The organism is Roseimicrobium sp. ORNL1 (assembly GCF_011044495.1).
In the GTDB taxonomy this organism is placed as follows: domain Bacteria; phylum Verrucomicrobiota; class Verrucomicrobiia; order Verrucomicrobiales; family Verrucomicrobiaceae; genus Roseimicrobium.
In genome coordinates this window covers 4,856,318-4,881,922 of sequence record NZ_CP049143.1, presented here as the reverse complement: position 1 = coordinate 4,881,922, position 25,605 = coordinate 4,856,318, and the positions used below count along the sequence as shown (strand labels likewise).

General features: G+C 60.1%; 22 protein-coding genes. 15 read left to right on the top strand and 7 right to left on the bottom strand.

What is annotated here, in order from left to right:
• Positions 1–141 precede the first annotated feature (141 nt).
• On the bottom strand, positions 142–1,377 hold the full coding sequence (locus tag G5S37_RS19825) for a M48 family metallopeptidase (protein ID WP_165206177.1): 1,236 nt from the start codon (positions 1,375–1,377) through the stop codon (positions 142–144).
• Between the two features lie 140 nt (positions 1,378–1,517).
• On the opposite strand from G5S37_RS19825, the gene G5S37_RS19820 reads away from it, so the two are divergent.
• Positions 1,518–2,066 carry a DUF1579 domain-containing protein gene (locus G5S37_RS19820; RefSeq protein WP_165206176.1) on the top strand — a complete coding sequence of 183 codons (549 nt, stop codon included), beginning with the start codon at positions 1,518–1,520 and terminating at the stop codon, positions 2,064–2,066.
• 169 nt (positions 2,067–2,235) lie between these two features.
• On the opposite strand, the gene G5S37_RS19815 is transcribed toward G5S37_RS19820, so the two are convergent.
• A complete protein-coding gene (locus G5S37_RS19815) occupies positions 2,236–2,898 on the bottom strand; it encodes a transposase (protein WP_165206175.1) in 663 nt (220 codons plus the stop codon).
• A 340-nt stretch (positions 2,899–3,238) separates the two neighbouring features.
• Between G5S37_RS19815 and G5S37_RS19810 the strand changes: the two genes are divergently transcribed.
• From G5S37_RS19810 to G5S37_RS19780, 8 genes are all read left to right on the top strand, one after another.
• Complete coding sequence (locus G5S37_RS19810) at positions 3,239–4,417, top strand: AMP-binding protein (protein ID WP_165206174.1); 1,179 nt, start codon at positions 3,239–3,241, stop codon at positions 4,415–4,417.
• A gap of 19 nt (positions 4,418–4,436) precedes the next feature.
• Positions 4,437–4,928 (top strand): DUF2721 domain-containing protein, encoded by a 492-nt coding sequence (locus G5S37_RS19805; RefSeq protein WP_165206173.1) that lies wholly within the window; start codon positions 4,437–4,439, stop codon positions 4,926–4,928.
• A 163-nt stretch (positions 4,929–5,091) separates the two neighbouring features.
• The gene (locus tag G5S37_RS19800; protein WP_165206172.1) at positions 5,092–6,270 is read left to right on the top strand and encodes a sialidase family protein; all 1,179 of its coding nucleotides are present in this window, start codon (positions 5,092–5,094) and stop codon (positions 6,268–6,270) included.
• A gap of 28 nt (positions 6,271–6,298) precedes the next feature.
• Positions 6,299–6,790, top strand: coding sequence for an ankyrin repeat domain-containing protein (locus G5S37_RS19795; protein ID WP_165206171.1), 492 nt, complete (start codon positions 6,299–6,301; stop codon positions 6,788–6,790).
• A gap of 103 nt (positions 6,791–6,893) precedes the next feature.
• Positions 6,894–7,706, top strand: coding sequence for a 1,4-dihydroxy-2-naphthoyl-CoA synthase (gene menB, locus G5S37_RS19790; RefSeq protein ID WP_165206170.1), 813 nt, complete (start codon positions 6,894–6,896; stop codon positions 7,704–7,706).
• A 185-nt stretch (positions 7,707–7,891) separates the two neighbouring features.
• Positions 7,892–8,017 carry a hypothetical protein gene (locus G5S37_RS32725; RefSeq protein WP_276616971.1) on the top strand — a complete coding sequence of 42 codons (126 nt, stop codon included), beginning with the start codon at positions 7,892–7,894 and terminating at the stop codon, positions 8,015–8,017.
• A 309-nt stretch (positions 8,018–8,326) separates the two neighbouring features.
• Complete coding sequence (locus tag G5S37_RS19785; protein ID WP_165206169.1) at positions 8,327–9,889, top strand: sulfatase; 1,563 nt, start codon at positions 8,327–8,329, stop codon at positions 9,887–9,889.
• A 233-nt stretch (positions 9,890–10,122) separates the two neighbouring features.
• A complete protein-coding gene (locus tag G5S37_RS19780; RefSeq protein ID WP_165206168.1) occupies positions 10,123–12,225 on the top strand; it encodes a hypothetical protein in 2,103 nt (700 codons plus the stop codon).
• A 159-nt stretch (positions 12,226–12,384) separates the two neighbouring features.
• Here the strand turns inward: G5S37_RS19780 and G5S37_RS19775 are convergent, their stop codons facing one another.
• Both G5S37_RS19775 and G5S37_RS19770 read right to left on the bottom strand, forming a co-directional pair.
• On the bottom strand, positions 12,385–12,768 hold the full coding sequence (locus G5S37_RS19775; protein WP_165206167.1) for a translation initiation factor: 384 nt from the start codon (positions 12,766–12,768) through the stop codon (positions 12,385–12,387).
• A 218-nt stretch (positions 12,769–12,986) separates the two neighbouring features.
• Positions 12,987–13,820: a heme-dependent oxidative N-demethylase subunit alpha family protein gene (locus tag G5S37_RS19770; RefSeq protein WP_165206166.1), complete on the bottom strand. Its 834-nt coding sequence runs from the start codon at positions 13,818–13,820 to the stop codon at positions 12,987–12,989.
• Positions 13,821–14,094: 274 nt separating this feature from the next.
• On the opposite strand from G5S37_RS19770, the gene G5S37_RS19765 reads away from it, so the two are divergent.
• Complete coding sequence (locus tag G5S37_RS19765; RefSeq protein ID WP_165206165.1) at positions 14,095–15,276, top strand: sialidase family protein; 1,182 nt, start codon at positions 14,095–14,097, stop codon at positions 15,274–15,276.
• Positions 15,277–15,606: 330 nt separating this feature from the next.
• On the opposite strand, the gene G5S37_RS19760 is transcribed toward G5S37_RS19765, so the two are convergent.
• Complete coding sequence (locus tag G5S37_RS19760) at positions 15,607–16,824, bottom strand: KamA family radical SAM protein (protein ID WP_165206164.1); 1,218 nt, start codon at positions 16,822–16,824, stop codon at positions 15,607–15,609.
• 166 nt (positions 16,825–16,990) lie between these two features.
• On the opposite strand from G5S37_RS19760, the gene G5S37_RS19755 reads away from it, so the two are divergent.
• A complete protein-coding gene (locus G5S37_RS19755) occupies positions 16,991–18,214 on the top strand; it encodes a winged helix-turn-helix transcriptional regulator (protein ID WP_165206163.1) in 1,224 nt (407 codons plus the stop codon).
• A 127-nt stretch (positions 18,215–18,341) separates the two neighbouring features.
• On the opposite strand, the gene G5S37_RS19750 is transcribed toward G5S37_RS19755, so the two are convergent.
• Positions 18,342–19,250, bottom strand: a complete 909-nt coding sequence (locus G5S37_RS19750; protein ID WP_206026067.1) for an alpha/beta hydrolase — start codon at positions 19,248–19,250, stop codon at positions 18,342–18,344.
• 61 nt (positions 19,251–19,311) lie between these two features.
• Complete coding sequence (locus G5S37_RS32365; protein ID WP_206026066.1) at positions 19,312–19,935, bottom strand: hypothetical protein; 624 nt, start codon at positions 19,933–19,935, stop codon at positions 19,312–19,314.
• Between the two features lie 106 nt (positions 19,936–20,041).
• Between G5S37_RS32365 and G5S37_RS19740 the strand changes: the two genes are divergently transcribed.
• The 4 genes from G5S37_RS19740 (at position 20,042) to G5S37_RS19725 (ending at position 25,432) form a co-directional block, all read left to right on the top strand.
• The gene (locus tag G5S37_RS19740) at positions 20,042–20,971 is read left to right on the top strand and encodes a TIM barrel protein (RefSeq protein WP_165211774.1); all 930 of its coding nucleotides are present in this window, start codon (positions 20,042–20,044) and stop codon (positions 20,969–20,971) included.
• A 228-nt stretch (positions 20,972–21,199) separates the two neighbouring features.
• Positions 21,200–22,564: a pectate lyase gene (locus tag G5S37_RS19735; protein WP_165206162.1), complete on the top strand. Its 1,365-nt coding sequence runs from the start codon at positions 21,200–21,202 to the stop codon at positions 22,562–22,564.
• Between the two features lie 66 nt (positions 22,565–22,630).
• A complete protein-coding gene (locus tag G5S37_RS19730; protein WP_165206161.1) occupies positions 22,631–23,689 on the top strand; it encodes a DUF4185 domain-containing protein in 1,059 nt (352 codons plus the stop codon).
• Positions 23,690–23,992: 303 nt separating this feature from the next.
• Positions 23,993–25,432 carry an arylsulfatase gene (locus G5S37_RS19725; RefSeq protein ID WP_165206160.1) on the top strand — a complete coding sequence of 480 codons (1,440 nt, stop codon included), beginning with the start codon at positions 23,993–23,995 and terminating at the stop codon, positions 25,430–25,432.
• Positions 25,433–25,605: the final 173 nt, after the last annotated feature.

The window sequence follows — 25,605 nt, the reverse complement described above, 5'->3', positions numbered from 1 at the left end:
TCTCCGCCCGTCTCCTGCTGCAACGTGAGAAACACGCCGCCGCAAGCCGGACACCGAAGAGTGACTGCCGCGCTGCTCATGATGAGGAGGCGGGAAATCTCGCCGACGCGGGCGGTTTCGCAATCTGGTTCGTTCAGGGAATCACGCCTCCAGTGCCTGCAGGCGTTGCAGGATAGGCGGGTGTGAATAATGCAAGGTCACGTAGAAGGGATGCGGCGTTGGATTTCCGAGGTGATCACGGGTGAGGCGGGTAAGCGCATCGACCAACGGCTTGGGCGAGGCCATCGCTTCCTTCGCATAGGCGTCCGCCTCGAATTCAAACTTCCGGCTCAGCCAGCTTCCCAGCAACCCAATCAAGGTGCTCACCGGCTGGAACAGGATGCCAAAGAACGCAAACCCACAGGCCACGGAGGGCTGCATGACACCGAACGCAGCGCACAGGCGCGGGTCGTGAATCGCAAAATGCATCAGTGCAAACATGAGCCCCGTGGAAAGGATGGAGAGCGCGAGTTGCTTGGGTACATGGCGGCGCTTGCAGTGGCCAATCTCATGCGCCAGTACCGCGAGGATCTCTTCACGGCTGTGATTCTTCATCAGGGTGTCGAAAAGTGCGATACGCTTGGCGCTGCCAAAACCCGTGAAGAACGCATTGGCCTTCGTGCTGCGCTTCGAGCCATCCACCACGCTCACTTCCCCTACGGGGAAGTCCAGCTTGCGCGAGAGTTCCATGATGGCCGCCTTCAGTTCTGCATCCTCCAGCGGCTGGAACTTGAAGAAGAGCGGCAGAATGAGCCGCGGTGAGAGAAAGCTCAGCACGAGCGAGAATGCGGTGACGATGAGCCACGCATACAGCGCCGCCAGAGGATAGGAGGCAAAGAGATGCAACAGCACTGCCAGCAGCGGCAGGCCGAGGATGGCGGCGAGGCACAGCCCTTTCACACGGTCCATGATGAAGGTGCCCAGCGTGGTCTTGTTGAACCCGAACTCCGCCTCGATGCGAAAGGTGTCATACCAGTCAAAAGGCAGACTCAGCAGTCCCTGTGCGACAAAGAGAATCGAAAGCAGCACCAGGCCGGACTGGATTTCTCCGAGGCCGAATCCGCGCACCCAGTGGTCCACCCAGTCGAAGCCGCCTATGAACCAGAAGCCGAGGAAGACCGCGAGTTGGATGCTGTCCGACAGCACGCCGAACCGTGCGGAAATGCGGGCGTACTCCAGCGCCCGCTCATGTTCCTCTTCCGTGACCGTGCCTTCCAGGCGCTTCGGCACCTTGGGCGAGAGCGCGGACATGTTCAGGAAGGTGGCCAGCAATTCCAGCTTCCACAGCCCGATGGTGGAAATCAAAGCGATCCAAAGCCAGGGATTTGAGAACGTCATCACTGGACGGTACGTCGCGAACGGTGAGAGGGAAGGCGATTGTTCGTGGAAAACGTGGGCATGCCGGGAGTGCTGGAGTATTTTTCGTGTGCGACTGAATTGAATTGAACTCTTTTCTACCTTCCACCCACGTGGTTGCCATGAGCCTTTCATTGCGTGTTTTCTCCAGTGCCCTTTGCGGCATGTTTGTCTTCCTTTTTGTTGGTGGCCCCCTGGCGGCAGATGATTCCAAGGGCATCGCGAAGAACCCCATGATCAAGAACCTGGTCGGTGAGTGGGAAGCGAAGGGGGAACTCACCGGTCCAGATGGAAGCACCTACACCATCACGGAGCAGTGGACAGGGGCCGTGGTCTCGGAGAACACCCTGGCCATCGAGGGGAAACGCGAGATCAACGGTGGCCAAAGTGACTTCAAATGGACCATCATCCTGAATGCGGATACGGGTGTCTATGAGGCGACGCATGTGATCGACAACAACCAGACGCAACGCTTCGAAGGAAGCTTTTCCGAGGAGACGCACACCATGGAACTCATCTCCCCGCTCGATGGTGGTGGCACGATGAAGCTGGTGCGTGTCTTCACCAGCGAGGACTACAATACCTTTGACACAGAGGTCACCTTCACCAACGAGAAGGGTGAAGTCACTATCCGCGGAAAACTCGTGAGCAAGAGGGTGAAGAAGTCGTAGGAAGCATGGTGGTCCGCCCACTCCGTGTGCGGTCAGTCGGGTGACTCTCCTCCAAAGCTCAAAAATCACCCAGCCCAAACTCTCACGCACGCATTCCTCTGCAGTGGGTGGCCCACCGTGTGGCAAATGTCTCCTGACCGCACACGGAGTGGGCGGACCACCAGGGACCTCAATTTGGTCTCGCCCAGTGGAGGTATTCGCCCGGTCTGAGTTTTGCTTTCACGGAGTTTCCGGCGATGTAACGACGAAATTTCTCAAACGCCGCCTCGCTGCGGACGAGATGGTCAAAGCCTTCGTCCTGCCAGAAGCGACCTTTTCTGCCAACGTGACGATTGAGTTCGCGCGACGTCCAGCGTTTCCATGATTTCATCTGCGCGAGCATGGCGTTCCTCGCCATGCCTCCTACGAGTAGGTGTACGTGGTTCGGCATGACGATGAAGTCTCCCAGGACATAGCGGTCGCCATCAAAATGATGGAGGGAATCAGCAACAATGCGAGCGAACTCGGGCTGCTTTAACAGGCAGGCGCCGTGACAGGAATCCAATTCCATGTCGAGATTCATGGAAAACAGTCGTGCAAACTCAAGCCTGAGAACTTTAGGCAGATGCTCGAAGTGCCAGCGCCAGTCGGGAGCTTGAGGATTAATCTTGTAGGTTCTCAACCACGCTGCTCTGAGTGACAGCAGCTTGTTCCACACCGGCAAAGGCAGGGAATCCAGTGTGCGCCATGTGATGAAGTATGTGGCGCCTGCCTGGTCCCAATGAGGCAAGTGTCCTCGAGTAATCGTGATGGGCTCCACAGGATCGAAGAATCGAAATGGGGAGTCTGCCATGGTGATCCAGTGCAATTGGGCATTGAGGCTTTCAAGTTTATTTTTCTATAGGATGCTAGCACGAGAGCAGTAGTGTCTCAGGGGCGTCAGTTCACTCCGTGTGCGGTCAGGGTAAAACATGCCACATGGCAGACCGTCTCCGACCGGGCGGATGCGCGAGTGAGCATTCTTGCAGGGCAAACAATAGATGCTGGAGGATAGCACCCCCTGACCGCACACGGAGTGGGCGGACCACCATGGTTCCACCCTCACTTCGCGTCTGCGCCGCCTTTACCGGGAAATTGCAGTGCCCCTCTTGCGAATCTTGCAACCTCGCGCAGTCTGCAGGGGACCATCCTGCATGCTGCCTCCCGCCGCCCATCCGGACTTCTGGAAAGACGAAAACGCGACCGCGTATATCGCCACCAATCCGCATCGGGTGGAAGACGCAGTTGGTCTTGTGGAGTTCGCCGCACAGGCTGAAGAAACACGCGCCCTCATCTATTTCCAGACCAGCGGCAGCGAAGGCGTGCCGAAGTGGGTGGGCCTCGCCCGCCGCGCCATGCAGGCCTCCGCGCGCGCGGTGAATGCGCATCTGGAGTGCACTGCTGCGGACCGCTGGCTCATCGCCCTGCCGCTGCATCACGTGGGGGGCTTCTCCATCCTGGCGCGTTGCTACGAGAGCGGGGCTTCGTTTTTCCATACGGAGGAGAAGTGGGACGCGGCTGCCTTTGCCAGCCTGTGTGCCGCACAAGAGATCACGCTCGCCTCGCTGGTGCCTGCGCAGGTGTATGACCTCGTACAGAGCAAGGTGGAGGCGCCATCTCGCATGCGCGCCATCGTCGTGGGTGGTGGTGGATTGTCGAAGGAACTTGGCATCCGCGCCCTGGAGCTCGGCTGGCCTGTGCTGCAGAGCTACGGCATGACGGAGACCGCCTCCCAGGTTGCCACGGAGCCTCTGGAGCACTTGCGTGCCGGCTATGACCCTGAGTGCCTTGAGGTGCTGCCGTGTTGGAATGTCGATACCACACCCGAGGGCGCTCTCATGGTACGCGGTATGGCGCTCGCCTCCGGTTATGCCATCAGAAATGCGGATGCCACCTGGCACTGGCAGGCCATCGATGCCGACGCGGGATTTACCGCGCGTGATCGCGTGCAGGTGTGGTGGCATGGCACACGACGCTTCCTGCGCTTCGTGGGACGCGAGTCGTCCTTTGTGAAGGTGCTTGGTGAGCTCGTGAGCCTGCCCGCACTGCAGCGGCGGTTGGAGCGCGTCTTGATAGGAGAGGGGATCGATCTGCGCGCCGCCCTCATCTGGCCTGTGCCAGATACGCGGAAGGACACGCGCCTTCTGCTGGTGGGGGAAGGACAAGATAAACACGATGCCGCGAGACTGGAGAATCTCCGCGCACGCTTCAACCTGGACGTGCCCGGCTACGAGCGACTCGATGCCGTGCTCGTGGTGCCAGCAATACCGCGCACCCCACTGGGCAAGGTGGATGCGAGGGGCATGGCGGAACTGGTAAGGAAGCTGCTTTAGTCGAGCCACTCTGCACGTCATGATGACCGACTTCACCTCCCAGAATCCCTTCGCGCTCCTCACCTTGATCGCGGCGCCCGCGCTGCTCACGAATGCCGCCTCCCTGCTGGCCCTGAGCACCAGCAATCGTTTCCTTCGCGCAGGAGAGCGACTCCGCTCCGTGGCAGATGCCCTTGAGAAAGCGGCGGAGAATGACCGCGATTGGAGGCTCGTGCAGATGAATCGCATCGAGCAGCAGGCCATCTTGCTCCTGAATGCCCTGCGGATGATCTACGTGGCGCTGGGAGGCTTTGTCAGCGCAAGTCTCGTGTCCATTGTAGGTGCGGGCTTTTCCGCGCGCGACTGGCACCCTGCCGCGGAAATCATGATGGTGGCCGGACTCGGCTGTGGCTTCATCGGCGCAGGCTCCATTGTATGGGCCTGTGTGCGCCTCTTCCACGCCACGCGTCTCTCGCTCATGAATATCTCCGAGGAAGCCGAACTCATGCGGAAGAAGATGGGAAAACGGTGAGACGGCGGTCCCACCAGTGCTGCACTAATGAGAGCCCTCAGGTCGCTACGCACAACTGATTCGAAAATGCCCGCCTCTGGCACTCTCGTGTTTCCATGTAATGTGAAGGCCGCGATGAGCCAATACTCAAGAGTGAAATCCAAAATCGCTGCGTACTGGTGACATGCAACGCACCACCTCCTCATCCACAAACATCTCCCGTCGTTCGCTGCTTCGTACTGGCACTGCTGCTGCCGCGGCCAGTTTCTTTGTCACTTCCAAATCGGGAGCCGCAGCACCCGCCGTCCAGGTGTTGGATACCAAGGTCATCTCCCAGCAACCTGAATATTACTGCGGCTGGCCCACGGTGGCGCGTCGTGCGAATGGAGAGTTGTGGCTCGCCTGGTCCGGCGGTCGTGAGGAGCACGTGTGCCCTTTTGGTCAAGTCGTCGCCATGACTTCGAAGGACAATGGCGCCACGTGGAACTACCCTCGTGTGCTGCTGGATAGCGCGATTGATGATCGCGATGCTGGTGTGCTGGAGACGGCAAAGGGCACCTTGCTTGTGACCACCTTCACTTCGCTCGCGTATGAGCCCACGCTCGAAAAAGCCGAAAAGGAAGGCAAGTGGCCCGCTGACAGGCTCAAGCGCTGGCAGGCGGCGCGCGACTGGCTCACGCCGGAGCAGCGCAAGGCGGAGCTCGGTGTGTGGCTGGTGCGCTCCACGGACGGCGGACTCACCTGGTCCTCACGTCTCCCCACGCTGGTGAATAGTCCCCACGGCCCCATCCAGCTTAAGGACGGCCGCCTGCTTTACGCCGGCAAGCAGCTCTGGACCGAGGAGAAGAAAATCGGCGTGTGTGAGTCCAAGGATGACGGTCTCACCTGGCAGTGGCTCGCAGACCTTCCCACACGTGAAGGTGACACTGCGAGGAACAACTATCACGAACTCCACGCAGTCGAGGCGAAGGACGGCACCATCATCGTGCAGATTCGTAATCACAACAAGGCGGACGCTGGTGGCACCTTGCAGACCGAGTCCAAGGACGGTGGCAAAACATGGAGCGCGCCGCATGCCATCACCTTTGGCCTGCCCACGCATCTCCTGCGCCTGAAGGACGACCGTCTCCTGATGACCTACGGACATCGCAAACCGCCCTTCGGCAATCAAGCCCGCATCAGCGAGGACAACGGCAAGACCTGGAGTGAACCCATGATCATCTCCGGCGATGGGGCCGGTGGCGACCTCGGCTACCCCAGCACCGTGGAGCTCGACAACGGGACCCTCCTCACCGTGTGGTATGAGAAGATGAAGGACGTGAAGCGTGCGGTGCTGCGGCAAGCGGTGTGGAAACTGGCGTGAGGTCGAGCCTTGGGTTAAGCGTGGACATATGAGATTGCTCGCCTGCGCATGTTTCGCGGTCGGCACCCTGGTTTTCTCGGGGTGCTCGACCGTGCTGCGTCCCTCTTTGGACGCTGAGTCGGAGTCGAAGCTTCAGCAGGTGTCAGCGGCAATCTGGAAGCATGACACTCGGCAGGCGCTGGCCCAACTCGCGGGGATGCCCAATGCCAAGGTGGATACGGTTTACGAGAGCAGTGGCCAGCCATCTACATTGTTGCACGAGGCGTGTACTACAGGCAATCTGGAGATCGTCAAAGTACTGCTTGAGAAGGGGGCCAACGTGAATCGTGCAGTGAATGACCGGTACCCTCTGGCTGCGGCTGCGGCCGGCAATCATACTGAAATTATCGTCCTGTTGTTGGACCGTGGTGCCAAAATCAATCAGCGTGATAGCCACGGGATCTCTGCCATGATGTATGCGCATTCGAATTTCCACAAGGAAGCCTGCGAATTGCTCAGGGCTCACGGTGGCAAGATGTGAGGGGTCTCTTTTTAGGAGGAGGCTGAGACCCTCATCCCCCCTTGACTTGCCCCCCGTCCACCGTCCTACTGTCGCACTGCTTACCGCTCACCGACTTCCGACAATGTGGACCCCCATCAAGACCTTTACTGACATCAAGCTGGAGAAGACCAGCGACGGCATCGCCAAGATCACGATCAATCGCCCGGAGGTGCGCAATGCCTTCCGCCCCCTCACGGTGCAGGAGCTTCTGCAGGCCTTTGACATCGCGCATGAAGACCCCTCCATCGGCGTCATCATCCTTACGGGTGAAGGGCCCCATGCCTTCTGCTCCGGTGGCGACCAGAAGGTGCGCGGCCATGCCGGCTATGTCGGCAGTGATGGCGTCCCGCGCCTGAACGTGCTGGACCTGCAAAAGAAGATTCGCGGCATTCCGAAGCCGGTCATCGCCATGGTGGCAGGGTACGCCATCGGCGGCGGTCACGTGCTGCACGTCGTGTGTGACCTCACCATCGCCGCGGACAATGCCCGATTCGGCCAGACCGGCCCCAAGGTCGGCAGCTTCGATGGCGGCCTCGGCAGCAGCTACCTCGCCCGTATTGTGGGCCAGAAGAAAGCGCGTGAAATCTGGTACCTCTGCCGCCAGTATGATGCGCAGCAGGCGCTGGACATGGGCCTCGTGAACAAGGTTGTTCCCCTCGACGAACTCGAAACCGAGACCGTCACCTGGTGCCGTGAAATCCTGCGACACTCACCGCTCGCCCTCCGCTGCCTCAAGTCCGCCTTGAATGCCGACTGCGATGGCCAGATGGGCCTGCTCGACCTCGCCGGCAATGCCACCTTGCTCTACTACATGAGCGAGGAAGCCAAGGAAGGTAAAAACGCCTTCGTGGAAAAACGCGAGCCGGACTTCTCGAAGTTCCCACGCGTGCCGTGAGGTGGAAACCACCTCTCAACGTGCTGCATGATCTCAAGGAGTGGGGGCATTCGTGCCCCCATTTTTGTGTGAACGAACCAGAAAGGATATCCACACGACAGATCCGGACGCTGTGACGCGCAGCGTCCTTGGACTGCGTGCAGCCCTGCTGCCGCTTTCCCCAGCGTAGCCTGCTGCGCGTTTCGATGCAGCGAAGCTGCCAAAGCTGGGGATTGCGTATCGAGACCGTCGTGATACTCGCTCGTGAGGTGAAGCTTCCTGAGAAGCTTGGCGACTTCGTCGCGGTGAAGCATGCAGCAGGCTGCACTTGAGGAAAGCGGCAGCAGGGCTGCGCGCAGTCCAGGGCCTTCGGCACCGCTTCCATATCTTTATCTGACGTTCACACGCAAGGCCAAGCTCTTCTGTCTGTGCAATTTCAGTCTCCGTAGTTCCTCTGCGTCTCTGCGTTTGATTCGTCCTGCCGTCCTCACCCTTCGGGCTGCTTCGCAGTCGTCTCGCTCCGCTCGGCGCTGTGTTGAATCCAATGCAGATGACCACACCCAATCTCCCCAGCGCAGACATCTCCTGAAATTTCCCCACCATCCCCACGTTCTCATCGCTCCACGCCTTCCTCGATGATGATGCCCAAGCCTCTTTTCTTTTCCCTCGCGGTGCTGCTTTCAATCGCCCTGGGAGCGCGAACACTCGCGCAGGCCGCCACAGACAACACCGCTTCCCGCAAGCCCAACTTCATCATCATCAACATCGATGACCTCGGCTATGCCGACATCGGTCCCTTCGGCTCCACCACGTCCACGCCGCAGCTCGACCGCATGGCGAAAGAAGGCATGAAGCTCACCAGCCACTACGCTGCGCCCGTATGCTCGCCCTCTCGCGCCGCGCTGATGACCGGCTGCTACCCGAAGCGTGCGCTGCCCATCCCACACGTCCTGTTTCCCTCCGCACATGTCGGCTTGAATCCCAATGAAGTCACCATCGCCGAAGTCCTGAAGGATGCGGGCTACACCACTGCCTGCATCGGCAAGTGGCACCTCGGTGACCAGAAGCCCTTTCTGCCCACCAGCCAGGGATTCGACTCTTATTACGGCATCCCATACTCCAACGACATGGGCCCCGCTTCCGAAGGCGCGAAGAGCAATCCCGACAAGCCGCTGCCCGCACCCAATGCGAATCCCAACAGGCCGAGGGCGAATGCCAATGTAACGGGTGATGCCGACGGCACCGGCGTGCGCAATCCCCAGCCGCCACTGCCTTTGGTAGAGAATGACAAGGTCATCGCCCGCCTGCGTGCCGAGGACCAGTTTCAGTTCACGAAGAACTACACCGAGCGTGCCGTGAAGTTCATCCGCGAGCACCAGGAGCAGCCCTTCTTCCTCTACCTGCCACACTCCGCGGTGCACTTCCCGCTGTATCCTTCCAAGGAATACATGGGCAAGTCCCCCAATGGTCTGCTTGGCGACTGGGCCCAGGAGGTCGACTGGAGCGTGGGCCGCGTGCTCGATACCCTGCGCGAGTTGAAGCTCGATGCAAACACGCTCGTCATCTTCACCAGCGATAACGGTGGCTCTGTCCCGCATGGCTCGAACAACAAGCCCCTGCGCGGCAGCAAGGCCAGCACCTGGGAAGGTGGCATCCGCGTGTGCACCATCGCCTGGTGGCCGGGCAAGGTGCCCGCAGGCACAAGCAGTGATGCCATCACCAGCATGATGGATGTGCTGCCCACGCTCGCGAAGCTTGGTGGTGGCAAGGTGCCCACGGATCGCAAGATCGATGGCGTCGATATCTGGCCAGTACTCGCAGGTGACGCGAAGGACACGGCGAAGGCTCCCCGCACCGAGTTTTACTACTTCCGCGGCCCGACACTTGATGCCGTGCGCTCCGGTGATTGGAAGCTGCATCTCGCCATCCGGAACGGCCCACCGAACAAACCCACCGGGGAACCTCATGTGGAGCTCTATAATCTGAAGGACGATATCAGCGAGGCCAGCAATGTGGCGAAGGAACATCCGGATGTGGTCGCGCGTCTGCAGGCCATGGCCAAGTCCATGGAGGGTGACTTGGGCACGAAGGAATTCGGCCCCGCCTCCCGTCCTCTGGGCCGCGTGGAAAATCCCCAGCCCTTCATCTCGCTGGACGGCACCGTGCGTGCCGATGCCGTGGGTACCAGCAAGACGCTGCCCTAGGCCACTAGTTCCAGATACATCCATCTCCTGGAGATGCACGCATTGGGTTCGGCATAGCGCCGGGCTGGGCGAGCCACTGTATTGAAGCCAATACGGCACTACCTCGCGCCTGCGAGGCGACTACGGACTATCTTGCGCATTCATAACCCAAGGCGCTTTTCTCCGTATCTCCCCATTGTACCCCAAAAGACTTTCGCGCCCCCACTTGCCACCACCTAACCGAGCCCGCAGCCATGCCATTCGATTTTGAACCCACGGAAATCTCCGAATCCCCAGACTTCTCCATGCAGGCTCGCGAGACGACGGAAGGAGAAGCCCAGGCCAATGTGACCTTCAGCTTGCGCAGCCAAGGCGAGCGCCCCCTGGGAAAAAGTGGCGAACTCAGTGGCGTCGCGAAGATGGATCCCAGAGAGGCTTTGCTGTATCTGGAAGAAGCCCGTGATCGCGCCAATGAGCAGGCCATGGTGCGTCTCGCGGAAATTGCGCAGGAGATCGAGCACAAGCCCAATACGGACAACACTCTGGATGAAAACCAGCGCACCCGCTTCCAGCGTCAGCGCATCTGGATTCAGACGAAGCTGGAGTCGGACAACCGGACCCTCATCCATTCCGACCTGCCGGCCCTGGCCGGTTATCATACGGACCCCATCCTCGTAAAGCCTACAGAACTGCACCGTCAGGTGGTCTACCAGGGACTGAACCAGAACATCTACCAGTCGCTGGGCGTCCAGGACGGGGAGGAGCGTGGCACCGCCATGCTCACCCGCTCCGTGGGCACTTCCAAAGTGGATGAACTCCTCGGCACCCATGTCATCTCGGAAGAGAAGTACGGGGTGGACGAACATGGTCGCCCCATCGGCATCAGTGTGCGTGTGGACGGATTTGGCGTGATTGGGAAGCTTCCTGAGCGCCGCGAATACCAGCTTGATGTTGATTACTCGCGCCCCGAAATTCAGAAGGGGCTGTATGATCTGGAGGTCATCGACTACATCACCGGTCAGGTGGACCGCCATCCGGGAAATATCTTCATCGATCCGGAGACTGGTGCCGTGAAGGGCATCGACAACGACCTGAGCTTTCCGTCACGCTCGCGGGAGGACGTGCTGGGCAACCTTGGTGATGCCTTGGGCAAACCTGTGGTGAACAAGCCGCTCTTCATGCACGAAGACACGGCCAGGAAAATCGAAAACCTCAGCCCCGAGCGCCTGCGCCAGACGCTTCGCGCACTGAAGTATCCGGGCGAGGAGAATCGCGGCAAACTCACCCCTGAGGAGATCGAGGGTGCCGTGACTCGTCTCAAGGAGATGAAGGAGCATGTGCGCGTTCTTCGTGGCACGGGTCATGTGGTGGCTGAGTTCAACCAGCAGACTTACAATGAAGCCATCGAACACCAGAAGGCCTCGTTTGCGAGGGAGAATGCGAACCGGGAGGAAACGGAGCGGTCACTCGATACCGTGATGGGGCCTCAGGCAGTGGGGCGGAGCAACAAGACCTCTTACCTGGGTTCGATCTATTGCGAACAGCGCAAGACAGAAATCGCCATCGAGGAAGGTGAGGCCAGAGATCGTCTCGATCCGGAAGGTGTGCGGCAGGCTACGAATTCCACCGGCAAGTCCACTCGCAACCCGGAACAGGCGGAACTCACCCGTCTGGAAACGGAGCGTCGCAATGAACTCCGGCCTCGTGAAACTGAACCCCAGCAGCAGGACTTTGAGCGACTGAATGCGCGCGTGGCCCAGATGAATCGCCGGTTGGAGCGGTTGGAACATCCCAACCTGTGGGACCGTTTCAAGGCCATCTGGCACGGTGGTGTGGAGGGCGCGAAGCGAGCCTTCAACGGCAAGCGTCTTGAGGCGCTTCAGGAGATGGATGAGCGCAATCGCATCATCGAAGGCAACATCAATCTCACGCTGGACGAAGAACGAGGTGCGCGCTGGGACCAGGCCAAACAGAACGTGCAGAACGCGCGCCTGCAGGACCAGGGGAACAATGTCGGCCTCAATCAGAGCCAGCACGTCGACGTCAACCTGGGTGAGGAAATCGACGGCAGACTTCTGCTGAATCCTGAAAAGCTCGGCCTGGTGGACACCAAGCCTCACAAGCCAGGCTTTGCCCTCAAGGACTCTTCAGAGATCAGCATCGATGACGGCGAGAAGGTTGAGCTGAACAAGCAAAGCAGCGTGCGCGATTTGATGAGGAGCCGCGACAGCGACAAATCACCAAAGGTGACCAATGAACCGGAACACGAACTCGACGACGACTCTGTGCGCAGCCAGGTGGGTGTGAAAAAGACCGACCCGACCACGCAGAAGGGACAGTCCCTCAAGACGCAGTAGTGTGAGGAGTTGATAGCCTGAAAAAACTGAGGCGCTCCGCCTGAGGATTCAATGCAGAGGCCCCTGCGACCAGAGGGAACTTCTGGCATCGCGATTCTCAACTACCAACCCTCAACTCCCTCAGGCTATCAACTATCAACCTTAGACCATCGACCGCCCTCACGCCTTCACCCCACCGACCTCAAAGCCCTCCGCCTCCAGCACCTCGCGGATGCGGGCCACCTGGTCGCCCTGAATCTCCACACGACGGTCCCGTACCGTGCCGCCACATCCGCACGCGCTGCGCACACGCTTTGCGATGGTCTCAATCACCGAGAGCGGGAGGTGCGAGGCGAAGTCCTTGATCACAATCACCGTCTTCCCTCCGCGGTGCGCTGTCTCTCGCTGCAGCACCACCCGGCCCATCTTCCAGCGCGACTGTGGAGCCTCTGGATCCACCGGCTTCGCACCTGTACCCGCCGGGAGGTTGGGCAGATTCAGCCCTGAGAAGGCATTGGGCTCCGGCTGCACTGCTGCTGTTTTGGAAGAGGCCTGACGCTTCATGATGGTGTGAGATGAGACGGCAGAAGATAGCGGGCTGGGGGAGCTCTGCATCCACCGATGTTCTCTTTCTCATCACGGAGGTTAGGCCTTCTGGCCTGACAGTGGGCGTTGGGCCTTCCGGCCCGACAGCAACTCAGCAAACAGTCATTCCGATGCCAAAGCCAATGTCAGGCTGGAAAGCCTAACGCCCATTGTCGGACTGGAAAGTCCAACCTCCTTCAAGACTCACCCCGTAACATCCCAAGCAACGCCCCACGTGCCGTTGCCAGTCCTTTGTACGCCGCAGCCTCCTCACTCATCGTGGCTACCAGCCGAGCCAGTCTCGCCGCCGCTTCTTCATCTCGCATCAACTCACCTAGCGGCACCACCTCGATGCGAATGCCAAAGAGCACACTGCCTGAGTTCGGAAGTTTCATCAGCAACTGATGCTCCAGCCGCAGCCACACATCATGCACTGTGATGCCGGCATCGAGCTTCAGTCGCTGGTGTGATGGATGATGATTGAGCTCACCATCACGGCTCAGGCTCCAGTTCTCCCTGCGCCACACGGCACCGGGTGCCATGCGTTGCAGAAAGGTATCAATTTGCCTGCCCAGTTCCCCATTGAGCGCTGGCACCGGTCCATGCACTTCTGCCATCATGCGCCCGAGCTTCTCGCGCAACGCCCACGAACTGGGGAAACACACCACACCGCCTGCGAGGCGATGCGTGCCCGTCTCATCCGGGTGCATCCACACAAGGTCAGGTTCCCATGCATGTCCCAGTCTTAGCATGGCTTGCATCGGCGAGGGAACGTGTCCGTCTCCATCGTCATCATCACACACGTGTCCCCACGCCCGCGCCATTTCCCACGTTTCCACCGCCGCAGCCTCTGCTTCTGGAAGCAGAGCTGCATACTTCTGCTCCTCTTCAGCAAGCCACCGTGCCCGCTCCCCGAGCATGGCACCCGTGGCATCCTGAGCAGCGAAGAAATCCCTCGCGTCATCCACAGGCCGCAGCGCCATCACCCAACGGTGATCCGCGTCCGGAAAGCTGCGAGTCCAGTCAGGCATGGGAAGAGTACTCCAGCGTCGGTGCAGGAGACATCTCATTCAAGGAGGAACATAGGCACTTCCAGGCGTCCCCTGACTCACTATCCTCCAGCGCATCGCTCCTTGCCCAAGGACCGGGAACGAGGCGTTCCTGCTCCTTGAGCACGATGCCACCTCGTGGGTTGAACCATCCTATTGTGTCGATGTTGAGCCCCTTTGTGCCTTCATCTTCTCATCAGGTCTTCATCTCAGTCCATCCCTGCAAAATTTCGCTGCTGCCAACCGTTCGGCACACATGCCCTGCACCGCTACTTCTCCCGCATCCACACATCTCCTCGCGATGCTGCTCACGCTTTGCGTAGCACTCCCACCAGCGCGATCCCAAGACATCATCGAATCCTTCATCGCTCAATCCACGCCCGCTGCGCCACGCCAATCTGAGGGTGACATCACCGTGCTCAAAGACGGCGCACTGCTTGCCGCGTGGTCGGACTTTTACGGAGGTGCGGAAGACAATGCGGCGGCCCACATCTCCGCCGCGAAGTCCACGGATGGAGGGAGCACGTGGGGGCCGCACTTCACCCTGCAGGAGAACAACGGCCAGACGAACGTCATGTCCGTGAGCTTCGTGCGCTCACACACCAGTGGTGACCTGCTACTCTTCTACCTGCGGAAGAACTCACTCACCGATCTCAAGGTCTTCATGCGTCGTTCCACGGATGATGGCGCCACCTTTGGCGAGCCGGTGCTCGTCACACCGGAAGAGGGGTATCATGTGATGAACAACGCGCGTGTCATCCAACTCGCCTCGGGGAGATTGCTCGCGCCGATTTCCACCACTTCGAAAGTCTGGACGAAGAACGACAACTTCCGCACGGTGGTCTACTTCTCGGATGACGATGGCCGCACCTGGAAGCGCAGTGCCTCCATGCTCAGTGCCCCGAAGCGCGGCGCCATGGAGCCGGGGCTCATCGAACTCAAGGATGGCAGCGTGATGCAAATCATCCGCACGCAAACCGGCAAAATCTGGCACTCCTATTCCAAGGACAAAGGTGAGACCTGGAGCGAAGCCGCTCCGTGGAGCATCGAGGCACCGGAGTCGCCCTCCACCCTCGTGCGGCTGCCTGCCACCGGGGACTGGCTGCTTGTGTGGAATCCCAACGTGGAGTGGAAGGACCCTGAAAAGACCGTGCTCGGTGCAAATCACGGCGGTCGCCGCACACCCCTCGTGGGCGCCATCTCGAAAGACGAAGGCAAGACGTGGACCAAGCCGCGCGAGCTTGAGACGGACCCCGCCGTGACTTACGCGTACACCAGCATCACTCCCACCCCGCACGGTGACCGCGTACTGCTGAGTTACTATTATTTCCCTGTCGGCAGCAAGGACCTCTCACTTCGCTTCAAGAGCATTCCGCTTTCGTGGCTTGTGAATAGTGGGAAGGGCGAGGGTGCGCCTTCGCCAAAGTCGGCGCGGTGAGTCGCAATGACTGAACTGTTCGATCTCCGTGACGCGGACCACTCTCAAGGAGCGGGAGCATTCCTGCTCCCGAACGACTGACAAGGCACTCACGTGCGCGTATGGCATGGAACCGCCCTGTCACCGCGAGAAGTGAGTGCAGGGAGGAGCCCGCGATAGAGACGTGGCGCTCCTTGCAAAAGGCGGAGTGACTTTCATCTCAGGGGTTCGGGGACAGGAATGTCCCCGTTCCTTGAGATGAAGTAACGTCACATGGCGAGTCGTCTACCCAATCGCCAGATCTTTGAGTTCTTTGCGTTTTTTTGCGGCCAATTCAATGAGGCTTCCACCTCACCACTTCGCCCCCGGCTCCCACAGCATGGAAAGCCGGTTCGCAGGGGTGCTGCTCCAGGTCGCCACCTGATTGCCGGGCTCGGGGTATTCGAAGAACTCGCCTTCGTAGTTGCGCACCAGGGTGCGCTGGTCGTCCTTCATCACCACGTACTCGGGGTTCACAGGCACCTTGCCGCCGCCGCCGGGGGCGTCGATCACGAATTGCGGCACGCCGTAGCCGGTCGTGTGACCGCGCAGGTGCTCGATGATTTCCACACCCTTGCTCACGCTGGTGCGCAGGTGCGAGCTGCCCTGGATGAGGTCGCACTGGTAGAGATAGTAGGGGCGCACGCGGCACATGAGCAGCTTGTGCACGAGGGACTTCATCACCTCGGGATTGTCATTCACACCGCGCAGCAGCACGCTCTGGTTGCCCAAGGGAACGCCGTGGTTGGACAGGCGTTCCAGCGCTTCCTTCACCTCGGTGGTGAGCTCTCGCGGATGGTTCACATGCACGCTCATCCAGAGGGGATGGTATTTTGCAAGCATCTGGCACAGCTCAGGTGTGATACGCTGCGGCAGGAAAATGGGTACCCGGGAGCCGATGCGCAGGAACTCAATGTGCGGGATGGCGCGGATGCGCTTGAGGATGCCTTCCAGCTTGTTGTCGCTCAGCAGCAGGGCATCGCCCCCGCTCAGCAGCACGTCACGCACCTCAGTGTGCTCCTCCAGATAGCGGAAGGCGGCTTCGAACTCGGTGTGCAGCTCCTGCTCGCCCACGCCACTCACCACGCGGCTGCGGGTGCAGTAGCGGCAATAGCTGGCGCAACGGTCCGTCACGAGGAAAAGCACGCGGTCCGGATAGCGGTGCACGAGGCCCGGCACGGGCATGTGCGAGTCCTCGCCACAGGGGTCGCTCATTTCATTCGGGTCCTCCCAGGTCTCCTCAATGCGGGGAATCACCTGCCGGCGAATCGGGCAGTCCGGGTCCGTGGGGTGAATGAGATTGAAGTAGTGGGGCGTGATGGCCATCGCCAGCTTGTTTCCGGAGAGCAGCACGCCTGCCCGTTCTTCTTCGGAAAGCGTGAGGTGCTCCTCCAGGCCCGCGAGGGTCGTGACCCGGTTCTTGAGCTGCCAGGTGTGGCTGTTCCACTGGTCAGGGGTGATGTTCTTGTCCTGCCAGTATCCGGGGGCGTGGGAGCGGAACTCTTTTTCGGGGAGGGTGCGCGGAGGCATCGGTGTGGGAGTACGTGAATAGTGGGGAGGCTGAAACTCGGTGTCAATCTCTTCGCTCGATCATCAATTCGATTGTCAAGAGGCTCTGGTACGAAAAATTCCAAAAGTGCAGGGTTGCCTTGGGATTGAAATTCTTCAGGATGGAAGCCGACGGAAACGTCACGCCATGCTTCACAACGGCCGCGAAATCGCCCCATCCGTCTCCTGGGACATCCTCCTGCACGTCAAGCGCAGCGGTGGCATGTCGGTGAACGAGTTGGCGGGTGCTCTAAAAATGTCCTACATGGGCGTGAAGCAGCACTGTGATGATCTCAAGAAGCGGGGATATGTGGATACGTGGCGTCGTCCCAAGCAGACGGGCCGTCCTGAAAAAATCTACCGCCCCACGGAGAAGCTGGACGTGGTCCTGCCAAACTGGGGAGGGGAGCTGTGCCTCGGGCTGCTGGCCCTTGTGTCTCAAGCTTATGGAGAAACTGTCCCGGAGAGGCTTCTTTACAGCTTCCTCCAGCAGAAGGTCGAGCAGTGGAATACCCGCATCAAAGGCTCCGGTCACAAGGAGCGCGCGATGGAACTTGCGAAACTCCGCGGCAATGATGGCTGGATCTGCGGGTGCGTGGATGACGCGCACGGCCTCCGCCTTGTGGACCACCACAGCCCGCTCGCCGAAGTCGCCCGCCTGTTCCCCGCAGTGTGGGACCTGGAGGTGCGCGTGCTCAGCCGCATTTTCGGCCATACCCTGCAGCGCCGGGTGAATGGCCCGCACGTCGAATTTGTCATCATTGAAGGCATCCCGCAGGAGGAGGCCGCGCCAGCTTCCACCGGAACTGGGGCCTCGAAGGGCGGGAAGAGCAAGGCGAAGAAGGCCAAGGCGGCAGCCGCTGGTGTGGAACCTGCGCCCGCGCCTGCATCTGCCCCAGCTTCAGTTCCCGTGCCTGCTCCTGAGGCAGAGATGGAGGCTCAGGTCGACATTGAGCCTGAGAACGAGCAAGCGCCAGAGGTTCCCGCCATTGCAGCGGTGCAAGCCGAGGTCGAGGCACCATTTGTCCCTGAGGAAGCTCCCGTCCCCGTCCCTGACGCTGAGGCATTGGTGCCCCCGGTGGAGACATCTCTTGTGGAAACGCAAGAGGCACCGGCCGTGGAGGAGGTGTCAGCAGGAGTATTCGTCTCCGATGTACCCGTCTTTGAAGAGGAAGTGGTGGCCGCCCATCAGGAGGAACAGCAGCCCGAGAGCGAGAGCATTGTATCCATCGCAGTTCCATCCGCTTCCGAAGAGCCCGCCCCGGCTCCGTTGAGTTCCTTGCTCGCCCCCGTGGAAAAGCCAAAACGGATCACCAAGTCCGTGAAGCAAGCGGTGAAGGCCGCCGCGCAGCAGGACCTGTTTGATTTCTAAGGAGGTTAGGCGTCTCGCCTGACAGCGGTCGTTAGGCTTTCCAGCCTGACCGTCACCATCCAAAGTCGCTCTGTCGGGTCAGAAGACCCAACATCCATTGTCAGGCCAGAAGGCCTAACCTCCTGTCCTACTTCTTGGCCTTTGTCTTTCCGCTGGCACTCGCGCTAGCGCTCTCCAGAAACTCCGCCATCTGGTTTGTCCTCGCGGCATCGTGGAACTCCTTCCCGCCATGCTTCCCTCCCGGCACGGTGATGAGCTGCACCGGCAGCCCGGCCTTCTCATACACTGCCTTCAGTTCTAGAGACTGCTCATACGGCATCTGCGGATCCGCATCGCCATGAATGAGCAGGAGCGGCGGGTCGCCGGCATTCACATGCGCCACCGGACTGCCCAGCTTCGCAAGCTCCGGCTGCTTGTCCGGCAATCCCCCCAGCAACTGGTCCAGCGCCGGCTCACGGATGACCATGCCCGCAGGCGTCGTCTGCGAAAGGATGCTCTGCAGGTTCGAGGCCCCGAAGAGGCTGATGATGGACTCCACGCTGCTGGATTCCTTCAGGTCCTTGCCCACCGTGCCCTCCAGTTCCTTCACCCCACTCGTCACGCCCACCAGCGCCGCGAGGTGCCCGCCTGCGGAACTGCCCACAATCGCGATGCGTGAGGTATCACTCAGGCCATGCTCCTTCCCATGGGCGCGCAGGAAACGTATCGCCGCCTTGATGTCATGCACCATCGCAGGGAAGGGTGCATCTCCCGAGAGCCGGTAGTCCACACTCGCCACCGCAAAACCCTTCTGCACCAGCGCACCCAGCGGCATATCCTCCTTCTCCCCCGCACGCCATGCGCCCCCGTGTACGTAGACGATGAGCGGTGCCTTCACCGTGCCGGAGGGGACGTAGAGATCCAGCTTCAGGGAAACGTCACCCACCTTGGCGTACTCGATATCGCGAGTGTGGGTGATCTCGGCGGAGAGGGTGGTGGTATACATCAGAAGACCGACGCTGAAGAAGGTGAAAAGAAGTGTGCGCAGTTTTGGCATGAGAATCAGAGTAAGTGTTTCGGTGGAGCCGTTACCTCGTCAGGGTTAACGTGGGAATCGGCTAGGTATTCGCCTGCTGCTCGATGGCGATGATGTGGATAGGGCTGAAGATTACCAACGCTCCTTCTTCGATCGCGTCATGCAGGCTTGGCTGGTTCTCAAGTCGGCCTGTGTAGTGCCCCGCGTCATGGACTTCCTCCACGCTCAGCCACATCCGCTCGCATTCGCCGCCACGTCGTTCAGCGTGCTCCTTTGCGAAGCGAAACACCAGTTTTACGAGGTCGCCCGGAGCGCAGCTCTCCTGCGCCTTCTGGTCCGGCAACGATATTTGCTCCTCATAGAGTGACGCATCCTCCAAGTAGAAGCCGTTCTCTTCGTAAGTAGGGTAGGGATGGTGCTTCTCGCCGCGCCATGGCGCGACTGGGGTGGTGCGTGTTGCTTTCCAACCGTAGGGCAGGTCATTCACGAGTCCGATGCTTGGGTCTTTCTCCCATACCTCGGAGAGGGCTACCAGCATCAGATCGCGCTCATCTGAGGCACGGTTGCTGTGGAATTGCCAGGCACCATCTTCATAGTTGTGGTAGACGGCCACGATGGGCTCGTTCAGGGTCATCACAAAGCGCGTGGTGAAGGCCGCCACGTTTTTGGGGTCTGCGAATGGCCACTGCTGAGTTTCGTTCGGCATGAGCTGTGAGAGCGCTTTTGCTTGTACGTGGCGAGAATCCTTCGTTCTGTCACGTTACACGGAGAGCATTGTTGATTTTGTGCCTCATTCCAGTCAGCCTTTTTCCATGAACACCTCCCGCCGTCATTTCCTCAAGTCCGCCTCCCTCGCCGGTGCCGCATCCGCTTTGGCGCCGGTGCTTTCCAACTCCTCCGCCGTCGCCGCAGCCGCGGGCGGCAAGGCAGCCCAGGAGTACTGCTTTTTCACGAAGCACCTGCAGGGCCTCAGCTATGCGGAGATTGCGGACATTGCCGCCAGCCTGGACGGCATGACGGGCATCGAGGCACCCATCCGTCCGAAGGGGCAGGTGGAGCCGGAACGGGTGGAGGAGGACCTGCCCAAGTACGTGGAAGAGCTGAAGAAGCGGAAGCTCGGCCTGACCATCATGACCTCCGGCATCAATGAAGTGAGCAAGGAGCAGAACACGGAAAAAGTCCTGCGTACCGCGAAGGCCCTCGGCGTGCCGCACTACCGGATGAACTACAACAAGTACGACCTGAGCAAGCCCATCTGGCCGCAGCTCCAGGAGTGGAAGGCGAAGTTCAAGGACCTCATCGCGCTGAGCAGCGAGATTGGCATCCAGCCACTGTATCAGAATCACTCGGGCAAGGACTACCTCGGCGCGCCCGTGTGGGATGTCTTCACGCTCATGCAGGATTATCCCGCGAAGGATTGGGCCTTCGCGTTCGACTTCTACCACGCCACCGTGGAGGGCAGCCTCTCCTGGCCGTTGGAACTCAATCTCGTGCGCGACCGCATCGGGGCCGTGTACTTCAAGAATTTCAAGTGGGGTGAGAAGAAAGCCGAGCCCTGCCCGCTGGGTGAAGGCGTGGTGGGCAAGGATCAGGTCGCCATGCTGAAGAAGATTAACTTCACCGGCCCCATCTCCCTGCACGTGGAGTACCTGAAGGGCAGCATGGAGCAGCCCGGATATAAGGAAGAAGCCATCGCAGCGACGAAGCGTGACTTCGCGGTGCTGCGGGAGTGGTGGGGGTGATTTGAGTTCGCCCGTAGGAGGCTCTGGGTGCGGCGGGCTGCGTGGGATTCAATACAGAGACGCAGAGACACAGAGGGCACAGAGACTGAGAAATACGGATAGGCTTCCCAGCTACCCAACAGAGTCAGGTTCACACTCAACCTCAGTCTCCGAAGTTCCTCTGCGTCTCTGTGTCTCTGTGTTGAACACCCTGCGCATGACTTCACCCATCATCTCTCGGACAAACCCATGAAGCCGCTCCTCCTGTTCCTGCTCCTCGGCTTCTCTGCTACCGTCGCCCTCTTCCCTCTCCACGCCAAAGAATCCATCCCTGTCACCCGCCTGCCCGCCTTCCCCGGTGCTGAAGGCGCAGGCAAGTGGTCCAAGGGCGGACGCGGCGGCAAGGTCATTGCAGTGACCAATCTCAACGATTCCGGCCCCGGCAGCCTGCGTGCCGCCGTGGACATGCGCGAGCCGCGTACGGTCATCTTCCGCGTGTCCGGCACCATCGAACTGCAGAAGCCCATCCGCATCGCGCATCCCTTCATCACCATCGCCGGCCAGACAGCGCCCGGCGATGGCATCTGCCTGAAAGGGCAAGAGCTACAAATCGGCGCGACGCATGATGTCATTGTGCGCTACCTCCGTTGCCGCCTCGGTGACAAAACGTCCAAGGCCAGCGAGCGCGACGCCATCAGCATCTGGGACGCACGAGATGTCATCATCGACCACTGCTCCGCGACGTGGAGCACGGATGAATGCCTCTCTGTCACGAATGACTCGGACCGCGTCACCGTGCAGCATTGCCTCATCGCGGAAGCGCTCACCGAGCATTCGTACGGCTCCATCATCGGCTCGCATCGCGGCGCCATTTCGTATCTCTACAATCTCTATGCGTGCAACCGCGCCCGCAATCCACGCCCGGGTGGTTACCAGACCACACCTGGCCATGCCGACGATCCCGGCCCACAAATCGACTTCCGGCACAACGTGATTTTCAATTGGGACTCCGGTCCCGGCTACACCGGCGCGGGTTACGCCGACCAGCCGGAGCGCATCGCCATGAACTACGTGGGGAACTACCTCAAGCCCGGCCTCGATACTGCGGCCACGTATCGCGATCGCGCCTTCGTCATTTACAAAGGTGCGACAGCAGAGCTTTACCTCGATGGCAACGTGTCTGGAGATGGCACCGTCTCACGTCCCGCGACTCCGCAATCAGACCTGCTCATCCCCAGTCCGGGTTGCACCCTCATCCATCGCGAAACGCCTCTGCCCCTGGAGCCCCTCACGGAAAAAGAAAACCTCAAGGCAATCGACGCCTACAAACGTGCGCTCGAAATCGTCGGCGCCAGTAAACCCGCACGCGATGCCGCAGACACCCGCATCGTCAACGGTGTGCGCGATGGCACCGGCCGTCGCAAGATGACTATCCCCGATGATGCGTGGCCCACGCTGAACAACCAAGATGCTTTGCCCGACCAGGACAACGACGGCCTGCCCGACGCGTGGGAACAATCCCAGGGCCTCAATTCCAACGATCCCAGCGACGCCAACAAACCATCCACGCCAAACGGCTACACCCATCTAGAGGTGTGGATGAATGCTCTATAGCCAGCGTATTTCCAACGTAGTTCGCGAGTCCCTTCGCGAGCATTCATTGTTGCAATCTCTCCAGCTATGAAGCTGCCTCATCAAGGTCTTCGCGCATGCATCCTCCTGGCACTCCTCCAGTTCGCCACCACTCCAGTTCCCGCCGCCGAGCCTCCCTACCCACCCAGCCCCGTCATCGTCGGCATGGAGTGGGCCTCGAATGAAACCATCCTGCGCATGGCCAAGGATGGCGACAACTGGCCGGTCACCTGGGCAGATGATGATGCGCTCTACACCACGTGGGGAGACGGCACCGGCTTCCTGCCCAAGACAAAAGAAAAGCTCAGCCTCGGTTTCGCACGTGTCACCGGCACACCGGACAAGTTCACCGGTGAAAACGTCCGCTCACCCGGTGAGCAACTCGGTCAGGGCCGCGATGGCAAGAAGGGCTGGGGCATCCTCAGCGTGGAGGGCGCACTTTATCTCTGGCTCGGTCACGCAGACAACAAAGGCGGACAAACCCAGCTAGCCTGGTCACGCGATCACGCGAAGACCTGGACCTTCGCTGATTGGAAGTTCGCCGAGTTCGGCATGATGGGTTTTGTGAATTTCGGCAAGGACTACGCCGGTGCTCGTGATGGCTATGTCTATGCCTATTCCCACGATGGCCCCTTGGCTGATACACCTGCGGATCACTTCATCTTGATGCGTGCGCCCAAGGACAAGCTGACCTCGCGAGATGCGTGGGAGTTCTTCGTGAAGCTCGATGCCAAGGGCCAACCGCAATGGTCACGCGACATCACGCAACGCGGTCCCGTATTCCAGCATCGCGATGCCTGTCTGCGCTCCGCCATGACTTACTGCGCTCCGTTGAAGCGCTACCTCTGGTGGCAGCACATCCCTTTGCCCGCTGGATCCAAAGATCGTGGGGACACCAGGTACACCGGCGGCTTCGCGATCTATGATGCACCCGAGCCGTGGGGACCGTGGACCACCGCCTACTACACGGAGAAGTGGGATGTTGGCCCTGGCGAGCACGGCGACTTTCCCAGCAAGTGGATGAGTGAGGACGGGAAGACGCTGTATCTCGTTTTCTCTGGGGAAGATAGCTTCTCCGTGCGGGAGGTGACGGTGAGAGGGGAGTAAACAGTAAGTAGTGGGTAGTAAGTAAGGATGAGCGTAGCAGCGGGTGCCGAAGGCCTTGGACTGCGTGCAGCCTGCTGCCGCTTTCCTAAAGTGCAGCCTGCTGCACGCTACACCGCGACGAAGTCGCCAAACTCTCCCGGACACGCGAACTTTCGAGCGAGGGTTATCATCGCCACAGCAGGCTGTGGACTCCGGAAAGCGGCAGCAGGCTGCACGCAGTCCAAGGCCTTCGGCACAGCTTCTTGATCAATCGCGTGTGAGTCTCAGTGAAATGCCGCGTCTCATTCCACGTTTCACCGTCGCATGAAGCTCCTCGCCCGCCTCGCCTCTCTGCTGTTTGTGTGTGTCAGCGGTTCTGCCGCATTTGCCGCGTCGGCCACTCGTCCCAACGTCATCATCATCGTCTCCGATGACCAGGGCTGGGCGGACGTGGGGTATCACAATCCGGAGATGCGCACGCCGAACCTGGACCGTCTTGCACGTGAAGGTGTGGAACTTGATCACCACTACGTGCAGCCGCAGTGCACGCCCACCCGCGTGGCGCTCATGACGGGGCGGTATCCCAGCCGCTTTGGTTCGCATTGCACACAGGCCAGCCCGGATCATGCATATCCTTTCGAGACACTCACGCTGGGAAAGATGTTCCAGTCACTTGGCTATGACACGGCACTCATCGGGAAGTGGCACATGGGCAGCAAGCCGGAGTGGGGCCCGAACCACCACGGGTTCAACTACAGCTACGGCTGCTTCGATGGCGCGGTAGGTCCGCTGAATCACCTGTACCGGAAGAACGTGAAGTCCTGGCACCGCAATGGAGAATTCATCGAAGAGGAAGGGCATGCCACCGACCTCATCGCACGGGAGGCTTCACAGTGGATCACGCACCACCGCCAACAGGATGCGAAGAAGCCTTTCTTCCTCTACATGGCCTTCACCGCCGTCCACACACCCGTGGTGGAGGAACAGAAGTGGCTGGAGGCAAATGCGCACATCGCAGATCCAGACCGTCGTCTCTTTGCTGCGAGCGCCACCCACATGGACGCCGCCATCGGGGAAGTCGTGAGCGCACTGGAAAATCAGAAACTCCGCGAGAATACCCTCCTCATCTTCACCTCGGACAACGGCGGCATCCACAAGGCGTACAAAGGAAACAACTACCCCGAGCCAGACCCCTCTCTCGCCGCTGGTTTCAGCAGCAACCTCCCACTGCGCGGCGGCAAGGGGGACATGTTCGAAGGCGGCATGCGTGTGCCTGCCTTCATCAACTGGCCGTCAAAGCTGAAGCCGCACAAGATGACCACGCCCATGCATGTGGTGGACTGGATGCCCACCCTCGCAGCACTCACCGGCTATCAACCGGCGGCTGGCGCAGACCCCAAGTGGGATGGACAAAACATCTTCGCCCTGCTGGAGGATCCCGCAGCCGCAGCGAGCCCACGGGAGTTCTACTGGGTCTGGGGCGCGGGACGTTATTGGGAAGGCCTGCGTCAGGGCGACTGGAAGGTCATCCGTGACCATCGGCAGCCAAAAGGCAAGGCTGCACGGGATGCCGCCGCCACGAATGCCCCTCCGGCAGGCACCTGGATGCTCTTCAATGTTGCCAAAGATCCACTGGAGAAAACCGACCTCGCAGCAGTGAAGCCAGAATTGGTCGCGGACCTGGCCAAGCGCTTCGAGGCGCAGAAGGCGAAGGACAATCTGACGGCGAAATCCCCTGAGCAAGGCGAGTCCCGCGCTGAGTAGGGGGCAGTGTGACCGTCAGTGTTGGCCAGGCCTCCAGCCATTGCGCCACGTCAGAATTCCGCTCCACAAGGCCCCAAAATTGCTCGCAGCATCCGCCCGGATGCTGCTGAAGAAATCTTTGGCACCCGCGTAACTTTGGCGGAGTCGTGCCGAAATCTCCCCTTGTAAACCAT

What these genes read in the sequence shown, in the direction of transcription:
- G5S37_RS19770 (WP_165206166.1), bottom strand. Translation starts at nt 13,820, where the DNA reads ATGCCTGACTGGACTCGCAGCTTTCCGGACGCGGATCACCGTTGGGTG.
- G5S37_RS32365 (WP_206026066.1), bottom strand. Translation starts at nt 19,935, where the DNA reads ATGCCGAACGAAACTCAGCAGTGGCCATTCGCAGACCCCAAAAACGTG.
- G5S37_RS19725 (WP_165206160.1), top strand. Translation starts at nt 23,993, where the DNA reads ATGAAGCTCCTCGCCCGCCTCGCCTCTCTGCTGTTTGTGTGTGTCAGC.
- G5S37_RS19755 (WP_165206163.1), top strand. Translation starts at nt 16,991, where the DNA reads ATGCTTCACAACGGCCGCGAAATCGCCCCATCCGTCTCCTGGGACATC.
- G5S37_RS19825 (WP_165206177.1), bottom strand. Translation starts at nt 1,377, where the DNA reads ATGACGTTCTCAAATCCCTGGCTTTGGATCGCTTTGATTTCCACCATC.
- G5S37_RS19775 (WP_165206167.1), bottom strand. Translation starts at nt 12,768, where the DNA reads ATGAAGCGTCAGGCCTCTTCCAAAACAGCAGCAGTGCAGCCGGAGCCC.
- G5S37_RS19785 (WP_165206169.1), top strand. Translation starts at nt 8,327, where the DNA reads ATGCCCAAGCCTCTTTTCTTTTCCCTCGCGGTGCTGCTTTCAATCGCC.
- G5S37_RS19805 (WP_165206173.1), top strand. Translation starts at nt 4,437, where the DNA reads ATGATGACCGACTTCACCTCCCAGAATCCCTTCGCGCTCCTCACCTTG.
- G5S37_RS19750 (WP_206026067.1), bottom strand. Translation starts at nt 19,250, where the DNA reads ATGCCAAAACTGCGCACACTTCTTTTCACCTTCTTCAGCGTCGGTCTT.
- G5S37_RS19735 (WP_165206162.1), top strand. Translation starts at nt 21,200, where the DNA reads ATGAAGCCGCTCCTCCTGTTCCTGCTCCTCGGCTTCTCTGCTACCGTC.
- G5S37_RS19815 (WP_165206175.1), bottom strand. Translation starts at nt 2,898, where the DNA reads ATGGCAGACTCCCCATTTCGATTCTTCGATCCTGTGGAGCCCATCACG.
- G5S37_RS19820 (WP_165206176.1), top strand. Translation starts at nt 1,518, where the DNA reads ATGAGCCTTTCATTGCGTGTTTTCTCCAGTGCCCTTTGCGGCATGTTT.
- G5S37_RS19780 (WP_165206168.1), top strand. Translation starts at nt 10,123, where the DNA reads ATGCCATTCGATTTTGAACCCACGGAAATCTCCGAATCCCCAGACTTC.
- G5S37_RS19800 (WP_165206172.1), top strand. Translation starts at nt 5,092, where the DNA reads ATGCAACGCACCACCTCCTCATCCACAAACATCTCCCGTCGTTCGCTG.
- G5S37_RS19730 (WP_165206161.1), top strand. Translation starts at nt 22,631, where the DNA reads ATGAAGCTGCCTCATCAAGGTCTTCGCGCATGCATCCTCCTGGCACTC.
- G5S37_RS19795 (WP_165206171.1), top strand. Translation starts at nt 6,299, where the DNA reads ATGAGATTGCTCGCCTGCGCATGTTTCGCGGTCGGCACCCTGGTTTTC.
- menB (WP_165206170.1), top strand. Translation starts at nt 6,894, where the DNA reads ATGTGGACCCCCATCAAGACCTTTACTGACATCAAGCTGGAGAAGACC.
- G5S37_RS32725 (WP_276616971.1), top strand. Translation starts at nt 7,892, where the DNA reads ATGCAGCGAAGCTGCCAAAGCTGGGGATTGCGTATCGAGACCGTCGTG.
- G5S37_RS19740 (WP_165211774.1), top strand. Translation starts at nt 20,042, where the DNA reads ATGAACACCTCCCGCCGTCATTTCCTCAAGTCCGCCTCCCTCGCCGGT.
- G5S37_RS19760 (WP_165206164.1), bottom strand. Translation starts at nt 16,824, where the DNA reads ATGCCTCCGCGCACCCTCCCCGAAAAAGAGTTCCGCTCCCACGCCCCC.
- G5S37_RS19765 (WP_165206165.1), top strand. Translation starts at nt 14,095, where the DNA reads ATGCCCTGCACCGCTACTTCTCCCGCATCCACACATCTCCTCGCGATG.
- G5S37_RS19810 (WP_165206174.1), top strand. Translation starts at nt 3,239, where the DNA reads ATGCTGCCTCCCGCCGCCCATCCGGACTTCTGGAAAGACGAAAACGCG.